This is a genomic window from Alcaligenes sp. SORT26, from assembly GCF_017377875.1.
Taxonomy (GTDB): domain Bacteria; phylum Pseudomonadota; class Gammaproteobacteria; order Burkholderiales; family Burkholderiaceae_B; genus Alcaligenes; species Alcaligenes parafaecalis.
In genome coordinates this window covers 2,163,704-2,183,976 of sequence record NZ_CP070975.1, presented here as the reverse complement: position 1 = coordinate 2,183,976, position 20,273 = coordinate 2,163,704, and the positions used below count along the sequence as shown (strand labels likewise).

General features: G+C 58.2%; 16 protein-coding genes. 7 read left to right on the top strand and 9 right to left on the bottom strand.

The genetic code is table 11. The features are described 5' to 3' along the window. Positions 1-21: 21 nt before the first annotated feature. The 3 genes from phnE to phnX are packed head-to-tail and all read left to right on the top strand — an operon-like array spanning position 22 to position 2,822. Positions 22-795, top strand: coding sequence for a phosphonate ABC transporter, permease protein PhnE (phnE, locus tag JYG33_RS10060; protein ID WP_243430346.1), 774 nt, complete (start codon positions 22-24; stop codon positions 793-795). Between the two features lie 25 nt (positions 796-820). After that, positions 821-1,933, top strand: a complete 1,113-nt coding sequence (gene psrA, locus JYG33_RS10055) for an iron-containing alcohol dehydrogenase PsrA (protein ID WP_207872144.1) — start codon at positions 821-823, stop codon at positions 1,931-1,933. Positions 1,934-1,979: 46 nt separating this feature from the next. After that, positions 1,980-2,822, top strand: a complete 843-nt coding sequence (phnX, locus tag JYG33_RS10050) for a phosphonoacetaldehyde hydrolase (protein ID WP_207872143.1) — start codon at positions 1,980-1,982, stop codon at positions 2,820-2,822. Positions 2,823-2,898: 76 nt separating this feature from the next. Here the strand turns inward: phnX and JYG33_RS10045 are convergent, their stop codons facing one another. The 5 genes from JYG33_RS10045 to JYG33_RS10025 form a co-directional block, all read right to left on the bottom strand. Continuing rightward, positions 2,899-3,792 (bottom strand): LysR substrate-binding domain-containing protein, encoded by an 894-nt coding sequence (locus JYG33_RS10045; RefSeq protein ID WP_207872142.1) that lies wholly within the window; start codon positions 3,790-3,792, stop codon positions 2,899-2,901. A 59-nt stretch (positions 3,793-3,851) separates the two neighbouring features. Continuing rightward, complete coding sequence (locus JYG33_RS10040) at positions 3,852-5,999, bottom strand: phospholipase C, phosphocholine-specific (protein WP_207872141.1); 2,148 nt, start codon at positions 5,997-5,999, stop codon at positions 3,852-3,854. Between the two features lie 73 nt (positions 6,000-6,072). Continuing rightward, positions 6,073-6,309, bottom strand: a complete 237-nt coding sequence (locus JYG33_RS10035) for a hypothetical protein (RefSeq protein ID WP_207872140.1) — start codon at positions 6,307-6,309, stop codon at positions 6,073-6,075. An 11-nt stretch (positions 6,310-6,320) separates the two neighbouring features. Continuing rightward, the gene (locus JYG33_RS10030) at positions 6,321-8,567 is read right to left on the bottom strand and encodes an alkaline phosphatase family protein (protein WP_207872139.1); all 2,247 of its coding nucleotides are present in this window, start codon (positions 8,565-8,567) and stop codon (positions 6,321-6,323) included. 82 nt (positions 8,568-8,649) lie between these two features. Continuing rightward, positions 8,650-9,594 carry a LysR family transcriptional regulator gene (locus JYG33_RS10025; protein WP_207872138.1) on the bottom strand — a complete coding sequence of 315 codons (945 nt, stop codon included), beginning with the start codon at positions 9,592-9,594 and terminating at the stop codon, positions 8,650-8,652. A 182-nt stretch (positions 9,595-9,776) separates the two neighbouring features. On the opposite strand from JYG33_RS10025, the gene JYG33_RS10020 reads away from it, so the two are divergent. The 3 genes from JYG33_RS10020 to JYG33_RS10010 all read left to right on the top strand — a co-directional run bounded on the left by JYG33_RS10020 (position 9,777) and on the right by JYG33_RS10010 (position 15,483). After that, entirely contained in the window at positions 9,777-10,877 is a 1,101-nt protein-coding gene (locus JYG33_RS10020; protein ID WP_207872137.1) for an alkene reductase, read from the top strand. A gap of 31 nt (positions 10,878-10,908) precedes the next feature. Next, complete coding sequence (locus tag JYG33_RS10015; RefSeq protein ID WP_207872136.1) at positions 10,909-11,931, top strand: zinc-binding alcohol dehydrogenase family protein; 1,023 nt, start codon at positions 10,909-10,911, stop codon at positions 11,929-11,931. A 225-nt stretch (positions 11,932-12,156) separates the two neighbouring features. Further along, the gene (locus JYG33_RS10010; protein WP_207872135.1) at positions 12,157-15,483 is read left to right on the top strand and encodes an autotransporter outer membrane beta-barrel domain-containing protein; all 3,327 of its coding nucleotides are present in this window, start codon (positions 12,157-12,159) and stop codon (positions 15,481-15,483) included. Here JYG33_RS10010 and JYG33_RS10005 read toward each other — a convergent pair. Further along, a complete protein-coding gene (locus JYG33_RS10005; RefSeq protein ID WP_207872134.1) occupies positions 15,480-16,025 on the bottom strand; it encodes a DUF2478 domain-containing protein in 546 nt (181 codons plus the stop codon). The two genes, JYG33_RS10010 and JYG33_RS10005, sit on opposite strands and share 4 nt — an antisense overlap. Positions 16,026-16,308: 283 nt before the next feature. Between JYG33_RS10005 and JYG33_RS10000 the strand changes: the two genes are divergently transcribed. Next, entirely contained in the window at positions 16,309-17,058 is a 750-nt protein-coding gene (locus JYG33_RS10000; RefSeq protein WP_207872133.1) for an IclR family transcriptional regulator, read from the top strand. Positions 17,059-17,314: 256 nt separating this feature from the next. Here JYG33_RS10000 and JYG33_RS09995 read toward each other — a convergent pair whose 3' ends face one another. From JYG33_RS09995 to JYG33_RS09985, 3 genes are read right to left on the bottom strand one after another with little or no spacing between them, the layout of a single operon-like run. Next, on the bottom strand, positions 17,315-18,067 hold the full coding sequence (locus JYG33_RS09995) for an enoyl-CoA hydratase/isomerase family protein (protein WP_207872132.1): 753 nt from the start codon (positions 18,065-18,067) through the stop codon (positions 17,315-17,317). Further along, complete coding sequence (locus tag JYG33_RS09990; RefSeq protein ID WP_207872131.1) at positions 18,064-19,215, bottom strand: CoA transferase; 1,152 nt, start codon at positions 19,213-19,215, stop codon at positions 18,064-18,066. Before JYG33_RS09990 ends, JYG33_RS09995 begins: the two co-directional genes overlap by 4 nt. A gap of 45 nt (positions 19,216-19,260) precedes the next feature. Then, the gene (locus JYG33_RS09985) at positions 19,261-20,247 is read right to left on the bottom strand and encodes an MDR family oxidoreductase (protein WP_207872130.1); all 987 of its coding nucleotides are present in this window, start codon (positions 20,245-20,247) and stop codon (positions 19,261-19,263) included. Between the last annotated feature and the right edge of the window lie 26 nt (positions 20,248-20,273).

Here is a 20,273-nt window from a genome sequence, read left to right as displayed (position 1 = left end):
GTCATGTCCACGCCTACGGGTATGAAAGGCTGGGTCACTACGGCCTTGCTGCTTGCTGCGATTGTCGTGGGGCTGCAATGGAGCGCTGAAGGTGCTCAGTTGAGCGCCGCCGAATTTGCGGCTGGCTTGCCGCAGATTGCCGACTTCCTGAGCCGTACCTTCCCGCCAGACTGGAGCATTTTGGGCAGTCTGGTCGCACCCGCAATCGAGACTATTCAGATCGCGATCTGGGGCACGGTGCTGGGTGTGCTGGGAGCCGTACCGGTGTCGTTTCTGGCGGCCCGTAACCTGAAGGTCAACCGTTATCTGTACGGCTTTACCCGTCAAAGCCTGAACGTGATACGCAGTATCAACGAGCTGATTCTGGCCTTGGTTTTTGTAGCTGCGGTGGGGCTTGGGCCTTTCCCCGGTGTGCTGGCTCTGGCTGTGCACGGTGTGGGGATGCTGGGCAAGTTCTTTGCTGAAAGCATTGAAGAGATTGATCAAGGCCCGCTGGATGCCTTGCGCGCTACTGGTGCCCGTCCTTTGCAAGTGATTGTGTTTGGTGTCTTGCCCCAGGTGATTACGGCCTGGATTGCGGTGATTTTGTATCGCTTCGAGGTCAATCTGCGTTCGGCTACCGTGCTGGGCATGGTGGGAGCGGGTGGTTTGGGCTTTGAACTGGTCAGCAGCCTGAAACTGTTCAAGTACCAGGAAACCGCAACCTGCATCGTGGTCATTACGGTGATGGTGGTGGTAGCCGACCTGATTTCCAATCGCCTGCGTGAGGCCATTCGCAACAACGGGCGCGATTGATCGCTGTTTTTATTCGAGATTTTTTATGTGGCATTTTTTCAATCCCGTTCAGATCGATGCTGGTGAAGGTGCTTTCAAGCGCTTGCCCGAGCGCTTGGGCGGTCGACGGGCCATTCTGATTGCTTTCCCGGAGGCACGCGAGCTGGGACAGTGCGAGCGCCTGCAAGCCTTGCTGGGTGAGCAGTTGGTTGCGATCGAAACGGATATTCAACCGAATCCGGATGTGTCCTGGTTGGCGCCTTTGTACGAGCGTCTGTGGCGTGACCACCCCGAGGTCGAGTGCATTATTGCCTTGGGTGGCGGCAGCGTCATTGATTGCGCTAAAGCCATGTTGACCAGCACCCCTTCGGGGACGTTTGCCGAACTGCTCGACTGCTTGTCGGGCAATACCAGCCTGAGCCAGCCTCCAGGGCGGGTGCGCAGCCTGATTGCCGTGCCCACCACGGCAGGAACCGGGAGCGAAGTTACCCCCTGGGCAACAATTTGGGATAAGGGGCAGGGGCGCAAGTACTCCCTGCATCTGCCCTGGACCTGGCCTCAGGCCGCGATTATTGATCCGGCCCTGATGTGCAGCCTGCCCGCTGGCGCGACCTTGGCCAGTGGCCTGGATGCCTTGTCGCATGCGCTGGAATCCTTATGGAATGTGAATCGCAACCCCGTATCGGCCAGCCTGGCAGTGTCTGCGGCACGGCAGATTATCAGCAGCTTGCCCTTGCTGATGCAGGATCTGTCCAGCCTGGAGTTGCGCACTGAACTGGCTGTGGCTGCCGCCATGGCGGGCCTGGCGTTTTCCAATACCAAGACGGCTCTGGCGCACTCCCTGTCCTACGACCTGACTCTGGAGCAGGGTTTGCCACACGGTATTGCATGCTCGTTCAGCCTGCCGCATGTGATGCAGATGGCCTTGGGTCAGGATGAGCAGTTGGATCAGTTTTTATTGTCGATTTTTGATGCCCGCAACGGCCCTCAAGCTGTCTCTGCCTTGAGCGGCTTTCTGCAAAACCTGGGGGTCAGCACGGACCCGGCCAGCTACGGGGTATCACCCGAACAGTGGCAGCAACGCATCGCCCAGGCACTGCAAGGACCACGCGGACGTAATTTTATTGGTGCACATGCTCTGGATGCAGTGCAGGTATAAGCCGGTTTTTGACCCGGCTTGTTTTTAGGACTGAAGGTTGCAAACAATGACTCAGAATTTCAATGCGCTCAATACGCTGATGTCGGACAAGGTCGAAGCCGTTATTTTTGACTGGGCAGGCACGCTGGTCGATTTCAGCTCCTTGGCACCGACGCAGATTTTTGTAGATGCCTTTGCCACTTTTGGCATTCAAATCAGCCTGGAGCAGGCCCGCGGCCCGATGGGCTTGTCCAAGCGTGATCACATCCGTACCTTGCTGGCTACCGAGTCGATTCAGGATCAGTGGTTGGCCCAGTTCGAGCGTGCTTCTACCGATGCCGACATTGACGCTATTTACGAGCGTTTCATGCCTATGCAGATCGAGAAGGTAGCGGAATACTCGGCCCCCATTGAAGGCGCTGCGGCAGTGCTTGAAGAGTTGCGTGCCAAGGGCATCAAAATTGGTTCTTGCTCGGGCTACCCGCGTCAGGTGCTGGATGTGCTGTTGCCTGTCGCTGCCAGCCAGGGCATTGCACCAGACTGCATTATTGCGGGTGACGAATTGCCTGCCGGTGGTCGCCCCGGCCCGTTCATGGCACTGGCCAATGTGCTGGCTCTGGGTGTGGGTGATGTTCGTCGTTGCATCAAAGTGGACGATACCGTGCCGGGTATTGAAGAAGGCCGCCGTGCCGGTATGTGGACGGTAGGTTTGAGCCTGTCGGGCAATGAAGTGGGTCTGTCTCTGGACGAGCTGGCTCAAACTGATCCGGCAGAAGTACAAGCACGTGTCGAGCGTGCCAGCGAGCGTTTGCGTCAGTCTGGTGCTCATTACGTGATTGAAACCGTGGCCGATTTCCCGGCTGTGGTGCTGGCGATCCAGGCACGTCTGGCGCAAGGCGAGACACCCTGATTCTGTGGGGGCATTGAATCAGGCCTGGTAAGAAGGGCGGGGTGACAAACCCCGCCCTTTTTGCTGCCTGCTTGTTTCAGGCGGCAGTACTGGCGACGGACAGGGCACTTTGATGGTGAGCAATCGCATCAAAAAAAGCGGCTACCAAACGTGACTCCCGGCGCTCGTGCAAACAGCAGACGTGAATCTGCGTCCAGACCGGCTCGTTTTGAATACGCACCACACGCAAGCGTGGATCCGGCACGTATTCAGATTCGGAGACCGTGCCCACACCCAGGCCACGAATCACGGATTCGCGCAGGGCTTCGCGGCTGCCTATCTCCATGGCCACATCCACCTTGATCTTGCGCTCGTGCAAGGCGTCTTCCAATGCTTTGCGGGTTGTGGAGCCTTCTTCGCGCATCAGCAAGGGTTCACCCGCCAGCTCATCCAGCGCAATGGTCTCGCGTCGGGCAAAGGGATGATCATGGCGCACAAAAGCAATGACCGGGTAACGGGCGTAGGGCTGCATGTAGTAACGGCGCTGTGGCTGGCAACTGGCGACCACGCCTACATCGCAGATGTATTGGTCCAGATCGTCCAGCACTAATTCCGAGTTGCCCAGTTTGACAGATAGCTTGATGCGCGGATACACCGCATGAAAGGATTCGATCAGCTCGGTGACGTGATAGGGGCTGACTGCACCCAGCTTCAAGGTGCCGTAGTGCAGTTTGCCGCTGCCACCCAGCATTTGACGCATGTCGGATTCCAGCGAGATCATGCGCCTGGCCATGGGCAGCATTTCCAGACCCAGAGTGGACAGTTCTACGCGTCGGCCACGCCGGTGAAACAGCTCGGCTCCATATTCGCGTTCAATGATTTGAATTTGTGAACTGAGCGTGGTGTGGCTCATGTTCAAGGCCCGCGCGGCGGCTGAAAAGCCGCCGTGCTGGGCCACCATGACGAAGGCCCGTATTTGGTTGAGCGTCATCGTACTTCTCTAACAGATCTTTCCGGAACGGACCTTGTCATTGTGCCTGGACAGTATGACTAGCGTGCGACACCCATGGCCGGGTCGCTGATGCCATCCCGGCCAGTTTCCAGGCGACCGGCAAAGCGGCGCTCGAAGGACCCGCCCATGGTGGCGGTGAAGTCGTACCAGTTGCCCGAGACTTCCAGCGACCAGCGTGCATCCATTTGCATGCCCGGATCAACGGTGTAGACCCAGGGGCCATCCTCGCGATAGGCGTTGGCTGTCACCGTGACGGTAGCGGCCTGGTCGCCCATATTCATGATGGTCAGGGACACGGCATTGGCCTTGGGCTCGTAGCACACGCGCACCTCCGGTTTGGGGCCCTGGCGCAGCGCGTGAATGTTGCCCTTGAAGTGGCGATGGTAGCCGTTTGGCCCTAACACCCACAGGCTGTAATTGCCCTTGTGATCCGCGTGAATGGTCCAGGCATCCGAGATGATCTTGTTGGCTTCCACCGTAAAGCGTCGGGGATATTCCAAGAGCTGGAGCTCGTCGTACACATGGAATACCGTGCCTTGTGCGCCGGTATTGCTGAACGTTAACCAGACCTGCTCTTTGTCCAGGTCCACATTGGCGCTGGTGTGCAATTGGTAGGGCAGGGCGCGTGAAGGGCGCAGCATTAAATCCTGGCTGGGCATGGGCTCCGTGCCAACGGGGGGCATGGGTACCTTGCCTGCACTGGCTTGCTGGCGCAGGGTGGCATCGGCTTGGTCACGTGTGGGTGCCGGGCTCAATGCGGGTTTGGAAGCATTGGGATATTTGAAATCAAAGCAGGAACGCATATCGCCGAAGACGGCGCGGCGCCAGGGGCTGATATTGGGCTCTTGCACACCAAAGCGCTGCTCCAGAAAGCGCAATACCGAGGTGTGGTCAAACTGTTGGGAGTTGACCCAGCCACCTACGCTCCACGGGGAAATAATCAGGGTAGGCAGACGCGGGCCAGCCCCGAAAGGGCGGCCATCGGGGGGGAGTTTGCGGGAATCCCCATCCGGGGCAGGCATGGTGTAGTACTCATTGGAGACATCCACCGTGGATTTGCCTTCCAAAGAACCATCCTGGTTGCGCCAGGGTGGGGCAGGTGGGGGCATGTGGTCAAAGAAGCAGTCGTTCTCGTCGTAGTTCACGATCAGGACTGTCTTGCTCCAGATTTCTGGCTTCTCGGTAAGAATGTTCAGCAGTCGCTCCAGATACCAGGCTCCCTGGCCGGGCACGCCCATGCTGGGGTGCTCGCTGTAGGGGCCGGGGGCCACAATCCAGCTAACCTGCGGCAATTGGCCCATTTTGATGTCATCGGCAATGGCTTGCAAAAAGCCACCGTCAGGCATGGTGTTGCCAAAGCCCTTGTACAGGGGGGAATGGGCTTCCATTTGATGGGAGTATTCGGCAGAAGGCGAGCCCAGCGCGGTCAGCTCCTCGTTGACTTTACGGTAGGAAGCGAAGGCGACGAGCTGGTTGTTATTGCTGTTGTTGCCGGGGCGGTTATACACCTTCCAGCGCACACCGGCTTCTTGCAGACGTTCCGGATACGTTGTCCAGTCCAGGCCATCTTCTGACGGGCCCAGGCCTCCCCAGTTGGAGTTGGTTACGCAGGCGCGACCATTCAGATTGGCTCCGTTACTGCCACTCCACAAGAACATGCGGTTGGTGAAGGTGCCGGTATTGATAGAGGTGTGGTAGGCGTCGCAAACGGTAAAGGCGTTGGCCAGCGACCAGTGAAAGGGCAGATCGGACTCTTTCAGGTAGCCCATGGCGACATTGGTGTACTTGGCTTTGGGCCAGTCTGCCATGCGGCCGCCGTCCCAGGCTTCTTGCTGGTCGTTCCAGTCGTGTGCGCCGCCGACACGCAAGGCGTTGCCTTTGGTCGCATCCAGGTAATAGGGCTGTACCACGCCGTTGGTGCCCTGCTGACGCCAGACCGATTCGCCCGACGCCATGGGGATGGTGATGCGGTCGCTAAAACCACGCACGCCCGGCATGGTGCCGTAGTAGTGATCAAAAGAGCGGTTTTCCTGCATCAGGATAATGACGTGTTCCACGTCATTAATCGTTCCTGTGGCGTTATTGGCGGGGATAGCCAGCGCCTTTTGAATAGCAGGTGGAAAGGGGCCCAAAGCGGCCGCACTGGCAGCCAGTCGCAGAAAATTACGACGATTGATGTGAGTCATGGGGAAAGCCTTGTCGATAAGAGGTTGGAGTGGAGCCAGGCGAGGACATTCGTCGGGCCTGGCTACCATGCGCTTAAGGTGCGCAGTCCAATTGCGAGTTCGGTGTGGGGGGCGTGCCCAAGTCCGTGCCTTGCTCGCCTTGAGAGCCCGTGGCTGGGGGCGTCACAATGGGCACTTGCTCGCTACCCGAGCTCCCCGTGCCGGGCGGGGCCTCGGAGTCGCTGGAGTTTCCACTGCTGCAAGCACTTAGCAACAAGGCAGTCATGCCAGCGAGCAGGGCGTGGCGCACAGTCCGTAAATTCAGAATCATGGTGGGCTCGCTTAGTGTGTGCTCAGGCTAGTCAGTGGTTTTTTGGACCAGTAGATAGAGCTCAGTTCCTGGTTGCTCAGGACGCGGTTCCACATGGCCAGGTCACCAAACATTTGCTGGGTGGGCGGAGCAACAGAGCATTTGCCTACGGTATAGGGAGGCGTGACCGAGCCATTGCATTTGTTCATCAGGAACTTGCCGGTGCCATCATCGCCAATGCCCCATTGCGGGAAGGGCGACAGTTTGGAGAGATCAACAGCGCCTGTGGATTTGTCGGTAGCCACATGCGTGACACGCTCGGTAGAGGGATCAAACACGCGCATATTCATGGTCTTGGCAACCCCGTCGACCGAGAAAGCAATGTGTACCCACTTACCGACCGGAATCTGGGTGTAAGGGTTGGTCGGGCCGTCGGCACGTACCCCACCCGAGCCAATATTGAATGCAATGCCGCACTGGTTCTGGCTGCCGCTGCTGAACAAGCCAATGGCGACACCAGCATTGGCGCCGCTGACGTAGTTCTTGTTGGACAAGACGGTGACATTGTTGCGATCAATGCACTTGGGCACCTGATACCAGAAGCCAATGGTGAATTGCGGGTTGCTGCCCGTGGAGATGTCAAAGCCTTGAGCTGGCGTCATGCGATAGCCTTCCAGACCTTCTTCGGTGACATAGTTGGTGTCAACCAGCAAGCCATGCGTGCCTGTAAAGGGACCGGGCACGACCAGGCCCGCCGCATTGGGCAGATCTTTGGAGGCGGGGGCCATGGTGCTGTTTTTCTGCGCGTCCACAGGTGGCAAATTGGCGCTGAAGGGATAGTAGGAGACCAGGCCATTGAGCAGAGAGGCTTCCAGCGGGACAGGAGGCAGGTACGAGATAGGCGGGCTGAACAGACTGCGCCAGGCTGCATCGGTGCCTGAACCGGCCTGCACGGTGTAGTCAAACTGGTAGGTGCCCCGGTCAGACAGACCAGCGGTGGCCTGGTTATCGGTGTAGCTTTGTGTGCCAGCAGGCAGACGCGAGGCGATCACCTGGCCGTCACGCAAGATGTCGATAGGGGCATCGGCGGGTGCTTTCCAGTCCAGTTTGATCGCGACGGTGGAGGAATGATTGTCCAGCACCGTGGCTTGCAGACCCGTGACGGCTTGAGGGCCCAGCAGGCTGCTGCCATCGAGCTTGTAGTCGGCAGCCGGGGGCAGCTTGTCCAGATACCGCATGATGGTAGGGGCCACATCCACCAGGCTGTTGTACTGATACAGCTCGGGCAGCGTAGCAGGTACGCTGGCGCCAATACCGTGCTCCCCTGTGTTGACGGCCTGATTGACAGCCAGGAAGGTTGTGGACTGGGGCAGCAACGGCAAGCCATTATCCTGGCCGTGTTCGCTCAGGCCATGGTTGCCGGTCACGACTACCAGCCATTCGCGGTCTTTTTGTTTGGCGGCAGCGTCCAGCAGAGTGCCGATTTCCTTGTCCAGCTTGCTAAGCGTGGCGTTGTAGTCGGGCGATTCAATACCAAAGTCCAGTGCGGCGTCTTTGGCGGAGCGATACTGAACCAGGACCTTGCGATAGTCTCCTTCAATCATCTCCAGGGCCTGGCTGGATACGCAGGACAAGGTGACGGTCTGCGGCGAACAGTCGGCCAGCTTATGCAGACGCTCGGCATCGTGATCGGCCTTGAGCAAGTGTGCCAAGCCTTTGGATGCCACGGCTGCAGCATTCTGTTCGTTTTGCGCGGAGTGGAACAGGCTGTTTTGGCGCAGGACTTGATCCGGTGCAGTAGACACCACGCCATGGCGGTTGGCCCAGGTTCCGGTTAGCAGGCTGGCCCAACTGGGCATATCCAGATTGGCCTGTTGGCTGGGGGTACCGGCGACGCCTCCGCTGTAGGCCAACTGCACATGCAGCTTGGCCAGATTGGGCAGGCTGCCAGCGGCAATGCCTTGCTGCACGGCCTGATAGGTAGCCCCGTCCAGATTGATGATCAGGGCGTGGCGGGTGCTGGGGGTATCCGGTTTGTCCGGGTTGACGGGTGTTTCGGGTTCAGCTTCCGGGCCGTTGCCTGTGCCGGACCCGCCACAAGCAGCCAAGGTAGCCGACAGGGTGGCCACCGCAAGGGCTTTGAGCAGGCCGGGTTTGCCAAAAGCAGGGCGGGACAGACCTTGGAAGGGCCGCTTATTGCTGTCTGGATACGAGTGTTCAGAGGGGGAGGGAAAACCGGGCCGCTGGGAGGCGGAGCGGGCCGTGTGCGCATGTCTCATGATTCGATAGCCTTGTCACTGATGTTGGGGAAAGGGTCGATCGAATTAGAGCAAGGTAGGATGACGGCCTTGGGTCGATTTCCTAGACGTTCATCGTCGTTCCTGTGTGCTTTTTCGGCAGATGCTGCTGTTCCCACCGTTCCAGACGCTCTTGCATGAATTGATGTAGCTGGCGCAGCAGGGGGGTAATTTGCTGCCTTCCGGCCGCCAGCAAATACAGGGGCGTGCTTTCGCCTTGCCAGTCCTCGCAGATAGCGTGCAGGCGGCCACTGGCAAGGTCCTGGGCCACATCGAAGTAGGATTTGTACGCAATGCCTTTGCCCAGCAAAGCCCAGCGTCGGACCACATCCCCGTCGTTGGAGACATTCACTGCCCGGACACGAACAAAGGTGGCGGGCTGGCCGCTGCGCTCGAACTTCCAGCGATCATGCACATCATCCCCCAGCATGAAGCACAGACAGTCGTGCTGCTGCAGTTCCAGAGGGGAGGTGGGGGTGCCGTGCTGCTTCAAGTAGGAGGGGGCGGCGCACAGGACCCGGCGGTGTGTCGGCGCTAAAGGCAGAGCCACCAGATTGGAGTCTGCCGGATGGCCATAGCGAAAGGCTGCATCAATAGGTTCGCTGTAGACATTGGCCAGCCGGTCGGACAGATGCAGACGTATGTCCACGCCCGGATTGGCGTCCTGAAACTCGTTCAACCACGGCAAGAGTACATTGCGCCCCAGGTCGGATGGTGCGGCCAGCTTCAGTTGGCCACGGGAACCGGGGCCGCCGCTGGCCAGTTGCAGGCTGGCTTGCTGCAGGGCGGACAGGGCGGGACGGCATTGGGCCAGAAACACTTCGCCTTCAGAGGTCAGCCGCAAATGGCGGGTGGAGCGCAGAAAAAGCTGCACCCCCACTTCCGCCTCCAGGCGTTTGAGTGCCGCACTGGCGGCTGCCGGTGTTATGCCCAGACCCCGTGCCGTGGCGGACAGGCTGGCCGTGTCAGCGGTGCGAACAAAAATTTCCAGATCCTGCAGGGCTTTCATGGCGTGTCTCGCTGGGCTGAGTTCAGAGTTTTTATGCTGGAAAGCGAACTAATAGGGTTAATTATGACGCTATTTTCAAAATATTTTTGAAGATCGTTTCAAGCAAAGGCCTGTTTTTCTAAAGAGTCTGAAAAGGCACACTGTGATCCACATTTTCATTTTTTTGATGAGGCACACGAATCATGGGTTTAGCGACATCTACTTTGTTTTCAGCATTAAAAGTGGGCAGCTTGCAGTTGCCTAACCGTATCGTGATGGCTCCCATGACACGCAGCCGTACCGACCAGCCGGGTGATATTCCGAACGCGCTGATGGCCCAGTACTACGCCCAGCGTGCCAGTGCAGGCTTGTTGATCAGCGAAGCCACGCAGATTTCGCGACAAGGGCAAGGCTACAGCTTTACGCCCGGTATTTACACCCAGCAGCAGGTGCAGGGCTGGCGCCTGGTAACAGATGCCGTGCACCAGGCCGGTGGCCGGATTGTCTTGCAACTGTGGCATGTTGGTCGGATGTCGCATGCCAGCTTTCATGCAGATGGGCAGACTGTGGCTCCTTCCGCCTTGTCACCCCAGGCTCAGGTTTGGGTCGTGGGGGAGGATGGGGTGGGGCGGATGCTGGATTGCCCCGTGCCGCGCGCATTGACCGAGCAAGAGATTGCAGCCGTGATTGAGGATTACCGTCAGGCGGCCGCCAAAGCCATGCAAGCGGGATTTGATGGCGTGGAAATCCATGGTGCCAATGGCTACCTGATTGATCAGTTCCTGCGTACCACATCCAATCACCGTGAAGATGCGTATGGCGGCAGCGTGGAGAACCGTATTCGTTTTGCCAGAGAAGTGGTCGAAGCAGTAGCGGGGGAGATAGGTGCAGAGCGCACGGGTATCCGTCTGGCTCCCTTTATTACGCAGCGAGCCATGAACTGTCCCGAAATCATTCCAACCATCTTGCATTTGGCGAAGGTACTGGATGGGAAGGGTCTGGCCTATATCCATCTGTCCGAAGCCGATTGGGATGATGCCCCTGAGATTCCTGATGATTTTCGCCATGCCTTGCGTGCTCACTTTTCGGGTCGAATTATCGTTGCGGGCAAGTACGACGCACACAGGGCCGAGCAGATTGTAAAGAGTGGCCTGGCTGATCTGGTGGCGTTTGGTCGCCCCTTTATCGCCAATCCGGATTTGCCTGCGCGCTTGCGTGATCAGCTTCCCTTGGCAAGTTTTGATCCCCAAACCTTGTTTGGGGGTGGCGCCCACGGGTATACCGATTATCCGGGCATGGGCTAAGACAGACGACTGATTTTAAAAAGGAAAAGAGATGAAAGCGATTGCCTACAAAGTTCCTCAAGCGATAGAGCTGCCCGAGTCCCTGATGGATATTGAGCTGCCCGACCCGGTGGCCACAGGTCGTGATCTGTTGGTGCAAGTACATGCGGTCTCGGTCAATCCGGTCGATACCAAGGTTCGCCAATCGGCCTTACCTGCCGATGGAGAGGAATTCAAAGTGCTGGGTTGGGATGCCTGCGGGATTGTGCAGGGGGTAGGGCCACAAGTCAGTTTGTTCCAGCCAGGTGATCGCGTCTGGTATGCCGGCTCTATTGCGCGCCCCGGTACGAATAGCCAATTGCATTTGGTGGACGAGCGTATCGTGGCCCATGCACCGAAAACGCTGGATTTTGCGGCGGCGGCTGCCTTGCCCCTGACCACGATCACCGCTTGGGAGATGCTGTTTGACCGCTTGGGCGTGGCCCCAGGCAAAGCTCCCTCGGACCAGACCATATTGATTATTGGGGCATCAGGTGGGGTGGGTTCCATTTTGACGCAGTTGGCTGCCCGCTTGACCTCTTTGACCGTCATTGGCACCGCCTCCCGTCCAGAAACCCAAGCTTGGGTGCAGGATCTGGGCGCGCATCATGTCATTGATCACAGCCAGCCGTTGGCGGAGCAACTGGAGCGGATCGGGCATCCGGAAGTGGATTATGTCGTCAGCCTGACGCATACGGATCAGCATTTCGACCAGATCGTGCAGCTTATTGCCCCCCAAGGGAAGTTCGGTCTGATTGATGATCCGGCCAGTCTTGATGTGGGCAAGCTCAAACGCAAGTCCGTGTCTTTGCATTGGGAGTTCATGTTTACCCGTGCCTTGTTTGGCACGGACGACATGCAGGCCCAGCACCGTTTGCTAAGCGAAGTCGCTGCCCTTATTGATGCGGGGCTGATACGTACTACTTTGACTGAGCGTTTTGGCAGTATCAATGCCAGCAATATGAAGAAAGCCCATGCTTTGATTGAGTCGGGAAAGGCAAGGGGCAAACTGGTTCTGGAGGGGTGGGGCGAGTAGTAATAGCACCAGCTTTGAGGGTAATCGGCAGCGTATCGCTCAATGTACGCACTACGTGGGTTTGGCTTAGCCCGTCTCATCGAATACAGAATTGTTTGCTACTTGGCTGTGCGAATTAAACGTTTCCTATTCGCTATTTGCATTAAGGTACCTGTTTGGAGGCTGTCCCTCGGGTGTTTATGGCAGGGTCGTCTTGTGTATTTTCCAGACCTGGAGTCGATGCTCATGTCCGCGATCCCGAAAACCCTGCTCACCGCTGGTGCCTTGTTGTTGGCTTCGGCCAACGCCCAAGCGTATCAGGCCGAAACGATCTACAACAAGAAAGGAGAAGCAGTCTTTGAGCTGCGCATTTTCGGTACGCAGGATGGGTCCTATTCCATGGATGATCCGGACAGTGGTCCACGATCCGTTTTTGATCTGGACGACAATGCCCGTCTTAAAATTCGAGGTGCGCTCAGTCGCTGGACTGAGATTCTGTCTTTGAAGCCAGGGTATGTGCCAGCAATCGTTAATGTCGGCACAGTCGGGCATCCGGATGCCCGAGCAGGTACCACCGTGACGCCTGACCCGGATTCAGCAGGCTCGCTTTACCTGCTCCTTCCCCAAGCGGCACTACTCAATAAGCTGGACAGCGACCAGCTCAAGCTCCCGCTTGCCGAGGTTGTGGTGGGACCTATCACCTTTGATACCGCTGCGCTTCGGCCTAGCCAGCTTCCCTTGAATGACCAAGCAGATTATTCAGCTGTTATGTTCCATGAGTTTGGCCATACGTTGGGGATGATCGGTGTTGCATACGACTACTTGGGGCCAGGGTCGAATACGCCTTACATACGGCCAAGTCTGACATCCTGGGCGCAGGGTTTGCGCGATGACAATGGCAATGAGGCCCGGCCCGGACAGGCGATTCTGTGTTCGATGTGCAATAACGCTTACGATCCGGACGCGTTTGATCTGCGCAAGGACCAAGGCTATTTCACGGGCCAGCATGTGCAGGAAGTGCTGGACGGTGCCATGCCTGGCATCCCGGTTCGGATCTTGGGTTATCAGGGTAAGCAGCCGGCCTATGTGGACACTGACTACATGGGGCATTCGGAGTTGCGCAACAGTTTGATGAGCCACCAGTCTTATCGCAATTACACCAATATGATGGAAGCGGAGCTGGCATCCTTGCAGGATATGGGCTTGCAGATCGACCGGCGCAATTTTTATGGCTATTCCGTCTACGGCGATGGGCTCACTCTGACCAGCAAGAATGGGTTTTTCGCTCGTAATAGCGAAGGGACTGCTTACCTGCCGGGCCAGTACAACCAGGCGACTCAAGGCGTGGGGCTGCACATTTATGGTGAGCGCAACACCCTGACCCAGGCGGCAGATTTGTTGAGTGCGGGCCCGGGTGGGGTGGGTGTGCGCGTGGATGGTAGCGAGAGCACGCTCATCATTCCCGAAAGTACCCGTATTCATGCACAAGGCTGGTATGGCCGTGGCCTGCAGTTCAGCTACGGTCGTGAACACACGATTGTCCAGCGGGGCGAAGTGCGTGCTGAGGGCGAAGACGGCGTCGCTGCGCTGTTCGACTTTGGCAATAATGTGATGGGCAATTTTGCGGATGGTCTTGAGGGCGGGGACTATCGTGGCTCCTGGCTCTTGAATTACCGAGGTACCCTGGTTCCTGCCGAGAGTTTGCCTTTGGCTTTGCAGGGCGCACTGATCAAGGACTACCATTTAGCCGGTCTTTTGTCGGGCAAGAAAGCCGCTATCCAGATTTCCAGGAATGCCCAGGTTGAGAATATCAATATCATGCAGGGAGCCCGGATTCAGGGCGATATCCTGTCTGACTATTCCACTCGTCAAAGCAATGGCGAGCTGTTTGTCACCCATGTGAATTTCGGGCAAAAGGCAGATGCACAAGGGCGAGCCACGCTACAGGCCGATCCCGATTTCCGCCTGCGTTACGACGGCAATATTCAGGGCGTGGACAATTTGGCCGTGGTGATTGCCGGGGGCGAAAGCTCGCTGAACGGCCAGCATCAACTGCATGGCCTGCGTGTGGATGCAGGCGCTACCTTAAGCGGCAATAGCAGTTACGCCCTCAACCCGGAAGGCAATTTCAGTAACCACGGCACCTTGAGTCCGGGCAACTCCTTTGGTCAGATGACGATTCAGGGGGATTTTGTTCAGGCGCCCGAAGGCCGCATTCTGATCGAGGCGGACACTCGCCAGCATGATCGTATTGAGGTTCAGGGACTGGCCCAGCTAGCCGGTGAATTGAAGCTGCAATTGCAGCCTGACTGGTATGCCGATGGCTGGTCCTTGAGCCAGAATACGGTCTTTCAGGCCACACAGACCCAGGGTGGTTTTGATCTGCTGACCGCCAGCCTGAACTCGCCCAGCCTGAGCGTGCATGTGAATAACGGTGGCTGGTCGGTCAGCCGTCAGACAGCGGCTTACTCGCCCTATGCAGTGAATCCTAATGCGAGCACTGTGGGTCGTAGTCTGGAGCAGGCTTCCACTGACAATCAGCGTCCCTTGGCCTCTATCTACCAGGCCTTGGACTTCTCCAGTGCGGATGGCAGCGAGATTGGTGATGCACTCAATCAGCTAAGTGCCGGTGCTTATGGTGCTCAATTGGCGGCCAGCTTGCGTCGAGAGCAGTTGGTGTCCGAGCAACTGCGTCAGCGCCCTGGTCTGGGCAAGGATGGCTGGCAGACTTTCATCCAGCCTTTTGGTGGTCGTTATCACTGGCAGTTAAGCAGCAATGATGTAGACCACCGCAGTCAGACTTATGGGGTCGTGTTCGGTGCGGAACATCGCGCTGCAGGCAGTGATTGGAGCTTGGGTGCCCATGCGACTGCCAATGAGCAAAGCTTGAATATAGATGCCCCTTATCAGGCTAAAAGCACGCTGACGGGATTGGGTGCCGGTGTGCATGCCTTGTACCGTGCTGATGCTCGTGAGGGCTGGAAAGGTCTGGCGCAAGTCCGTATGGGCTTGGAGCAGGGCAAGCTGAACCGACGTATTGCGTTTTCTGACTATCAGGCCAATCCCAAATCTGACTGGACTGGCCATACCTTTGCAGCGGGTGTTCAGACAGCCTATAACTGGCCCTTGGGCGAGGCAGGCAGCATAGGTCCGGTTTTGGCTTTGGACTATCTGCGTTACAGCCGCCCTGGTTTAAGGGAAGAGGGTGATGCGGGTAGCCGTTTGCAGCTGGATTCGACCCGCGCTCATTCTTTGCAAGCGTCGCTGGGTCTGGCTGTCAGTCAGGCTTGGGAATTGAAGCAGGGTCGTCGTTTACAGGCTGAGGTGTCCGCATCCTGGGAACAGGCCTTGCTGGGCCGCAAGCAGACACAGTACGCACAGTTTGAAGCTTCACCACAGACAGGTTTTGATGGTCGCTATGCTCGTGTCGATAGCCATGCGCTGGCATTGCGGGCGGGCTTGACGCTGCAAAGCTCCGAGTGTTTGCGTTTTGGGGTGTCTGCGGGGACCCGTTTGCTGGGTAATAGCCGAGCCGATATTTCTGGCAATGTGTCGCTGAACTGGGCGTTTTAGGCTCGGTTAGCCGGGGTGGCTGTCTGACGGCTGCTCTCGAACCAGTCCCACAGTGCCTGACGCTCGGGCGTCAGTTCCACCGCCAGGCCACCCGTAAACTCTCGCCACGCAGGCAGGTAAGTGTGGGCCACAACGGTCAGCACCGGGTAGCCCTGGTCGATCAAGGCCATGATCTCGTTGTTAAATCCCTGGCCGTCCGCTTCCATAATTCCAAAGCGATTCACAATCACCAGATCGGCGGGGCTTTCCAGCGCCTGCCGCAGCACTTCGCTGGCCTCCAGCAAGGCGCCAATATCCAGGCAACAAGCTGTGGATTCCGAACCCAGATTCTGGGTGATGGGATAGAGCGTGCCCTTGTCCAGATCCTGCACGGTACGCAGGCTATGGTCTTCCTTCTGAATTTCCGGGCCCTGCACCAGACCACAAACGCGGTAGTTCTTCGCGCGCAATTCCTGCACGAATTCCAGCAGCAAGGCGTCGGCGCTGCCTTTGCCTGCATGCACAATGGCCGCAAGGGCCAAGGGCGTATAAGGGGTGTCCATCGGGGTTTGGCTCCGGGGGTAGAAAGAGGGGCAAGGCTCTTTGTACACGCTTTTGACCTGTGCTGGAAAGCAGAAAAACCCCTGTGCTGCTGGCCGGTATTCGGCCTGGGCTGGTAGCGGGCTGGTTGTTGAGGGTTCAAGTCTGCGAGCCCGCCTGGCTGCATGTCTGATGGAAATGTTGCGAAAGCCGCTTGCTGCTTTGCTATACGGGCTTGTCTGGCTATGGTGCAGCCCGGTTCCATGAGACAATTCATGCACTTTTAGTGATTGATGGGATATTCGATTGGACAAGACTTTTGTTAAGGGCCTGGTGCTCCTGGAAGCCCTGGCCAAGCACGAACGAGGCTCGGGTGTGACCGAGCTGGCCAATCAACTGATGCTCAATAAAAGCAATGTGCATCGTCTGTTGCAAGCGCTGGTTCACCAGGGCTTTGCGCGCAAGAACGAAGACACCGGGCGCTACGAGCTGAGCATGAAGCTCTGGGAGCTGGGCTCGGGCCTGGCTAACCGTCTGGATGTACGCGTGGAGGCCTTGCCTTTCATGAAAGAGCTGGCCGAGCAAACCCAGGAAACGGTGCATTTGTCCCTGCTGGATGGGGTAGAGGTGCTGTATATCGAAAAGATAGATAGCCCGCAGCCTGTGCGTGCCTACACCACGGTGGGCGGCCGCTCGCCCGCGCAATGTGTGGCAACCGGCAAGGCTCTGCTGGCCTGGGCCAGTGAAGACACCTTGAATCTGGTCAAGAATCGCCTCAAGCCTTATACGCCTCGCAGTTTGGTCAAGTTTGGTGATCTGCGCCGTGAACTGGAGCAGGTACGCGAGCAAGGCTATGCGATTAACCGTGGCGAGTGGCGTGAGCAGGTCGTGGGTGCGGCTGCCCCTATTTACGATAGTCGGGGAATGGTGGTGGCGGCTTTGGGTATTTCCGGGCCTGCCGAGCGTCTGGAAGAAGCCCGATTGATTCAGGCTGGGAAAACCTTGATGGTGGCAGCAGCGCAGATCTCACGCCGTTTGGGTTATAGCGGTCGCTAAGCCATTCTAGAAGACAGGTTCCGGGCTGGATGAAACAGCCCGGATTTGAACTGCTGTTAAAACTTGGATGCTTCGCCCATTTTTTGTCGCCGGGCCGCCCCAAGACAAAAACTCCCCCTCGGGGGACAGCAAGCCGAAGGCGCAGCGTGGGGGCTTTTTTGCCGCCGGGCCGCCCCAAGGCAAACACTCCCCCTCGGGGGCAGCAAGCCGAAGGCGCAGTGTGGGGGCTTTTTTTGGGGCAGTTCAATATCAGCGTTCAAGATTTTGCAGCCTGCCTGAAGGCCGCAATTCTTTGCTTGATACCGGGTGCGGAAGCAGAGCGCACCAGGGCCGCCATATCCCGATCCGCCTGTTCCGGGCAACCCGTTAACTGATGCAGATAGGCGCGACTGCTCGCGTCCAGCAAGCCCGCGGTTTGTTGAGCTTGCTCGATCACAGCAGGCCATGCGTCAGGCTCTTGTATGCCTTCAATAAAGCCCAGTTGCTCCGCTTTGGCGGCATCAAAAACCTGGCTGCCTGCCAGGAGCTGATGAGCCTGCTGGCCGCCAATCAAGGCCGCTAGTCTGCCGGTTCCCAGTGCCAGACCAAATTGCAGTCCAGGCATGCGAAAACGAGCATCTGCGCTGGCGACGCGTTGACGGCAGACGGCAATCAAATCCACACCAGCGCCGAAGTTTTGCCCATGCGCCAGGGCCAGGGTGGCGCAAGAGGTATGGGCCAGCATCTGCAAGAGGGTCTCGATGCGGATAAAGCGCAGCACCAGATCCCCTTCGCTTTGTTGCTCGTAGTCGCTGAAGTCAAAACCGGCACTGAAGTTGCGGCCTTCACCGCGCAGGATCAGCAGATCGGCCTGGGCCTGTTCCGCAGCCTGCACGGCTGCGATCAAGGCTTCTACCAGATCGGCCGACAAGGCATTGCGCTTGTCGGGCCGGTTCAGTGTCAGGGTCCAGACTTTGCCTGCGCAGTCCACGTTCAGGCTGGGACTGCGGCTGCAATACGACGCTGTCATGGGGTGACTCCGTGCAAGATGCTGTCGTTATGCTCGCCCAGAGCGGGTGGCGCCAGACGGATGGGTAGGCCCACACCATTGATGCGCAAAGGCGAGACAAAGGTGCGGGTGTCCGTGTCCGTACCCGGCAGGCGAATGTTTTGCACCCATTCCATGTGCTCGACTTGCGGGTCGCGCAAGACGTCGGAATAGCGGTTGATGGGGCTGCACGGCACGCCTTGGGCACGGAATTGCGCCAGCCAATGTTCGGAGTCGTGCTGCGCAAAGATGGCTTCCAGCAGTTCACGCAAGGCGTCTTGATGTTTGGCGCGCAGGGTGGTGCTGGTAAAGCGTTCGTCTTCGCTCAGATCAGGGCGTTCGACAACCTGACAGACGGAGCGCCACAGCGCATCGTTGCCCGCTGCCATGGCGAAGTAGCCGCCTTTGCACTGGAAGGCCTGGTAGGGCGCATTGCGTGGGTGGGCGGAACCCAGCTTGTTCGGGTCGCGACCACTGCCGAAATACTCGGAGGTTTGCAGCGCAGCGATGGCCAGCGTGGTTCCCAGCATGGGCACGTCGATATGTGCACCCTGGCCGGTGGCGCGGGCTTGTGGCAAGGCGGCACTGATGGCAAAAGCGGCATACAAACCGGCTGCAAAGTCCGCCAGCGGAACCCCGCATTTAACGGGAGCACCACCTGATTCGCCGGTGACACTCATCACGCCGCTCATGGCCTGAATGGTCAGGTCAAAGCCGCCTTCTTGCGAGCGAGGGCCGCTTTGTCCGTAGGCGGAAATCGAGCAATACAGCAGTCTGGGATTCAGGGCTTTCAGGCTCTCGTAGTCCAGCCCTAAACGCTGCATGACGCCGGGCCGGTTGTTCTCCAGCAAGACGTCGGCATCCAGCACCAGTTGACGTGCCTTGGCCACATCTTCGGGGTTCTTCAAATCCAGCGTGACCGAGCGCTTGTTGCGGTTCAGCGAAGCGAAGTTCTCGCTATACCCTTGGTTGATGGGCGGCCAGCTTCGTAAGGTGTCACCCCCTTTAGGGTGTTCGATTTTGATGACGTCGGCCCCCATATCGGCCAACAACATACCGCAGTACGGGCCAGCGGCCACATTGCAAAATTCCAGTATCCGAACCCCGTTCAGGGGCAATGTCGTATCCATGGATCAGCTCCAGAGCGTGATAGGTAGATGGGGGCCGACAAGGCCTTAGGCGTTCACATCAACCACGATGCGGCCGCGTACCTTGCCTTCCAGCAACTGGCCGGCCTGATCAATGGCTTGGGACAGCGTGATGGTGCTGGCACCGATGCGCTCCAGGGCTTCGATAGACAAATGCTTGGCCAGCAAATCCCAGGCCGCCAGACGCTCGGGCTTGGGGCAATGCACGCTATCTACGCCAATCAACTGCACACCGCGCAGAATGAAGGGGGCCACGGAAGCAGGGAAGTCCATGCCTTGAGCCAGACCGCATGCGGCGACTGCGCCCAAGTATTGGGTGCCTGCAACAACATTGGCCAGCGTGTGGCTACCGACGCTGTCGATGGCACCGGCCCAGCGTTCCTTGCCCAGCGGCTTACCGGGTTCGCTCAAGGTGTTGCGGTCCACAATTTCGTTGGCACCCAGTGCTTTCAGGTAGCTTTCCTCCTGGGGGCGGCCCGTGCTGGCCATCACGGTGTAGCCAAGCGCATGCAACAGCGCCACGCTGACACTGCCTACGCCACCAGCGGCACCTGTCACCAGAATCGGGCCCTTGTCCGGCGTCACGCCCTGGCGCTGCAAGGCACGTACGCACAGAGCGGCGGTATAGCCTGCGGTGCCGATCATCATGGCTTGCTGGGTGGAGAAGGCTTCGGGCAGGGGAATCAGCCAGTCGCCCTTGACGCGGGCCTGCTGTGCCAGACCGCCCCAATGCACCTCGCCCAGGCCCCAGCCATTGAGCACCACTTTCTGACCGGACTTGAAATTCGGGTCGCTGCTGTCAGTCACCGTGCCTGCGAAATCAATGCCGGGCACCATGGGGAACTGGCGCACCACGGGAGATTTACCCGTCATGGCCAGGCCGTCTTTGAAATTCAGGGTGGAGTAGTCGATGCGGACGGTAACCTGGCCTTCGGGCAGGGCGGACTCGTCCAGGGATTGCAGGCTGGCTTTGTATTGGCCGTCGGTTTTGTCGATGACGATAGCAGAGAACATGGATGAATTCCTTCGATCAGTAAGGG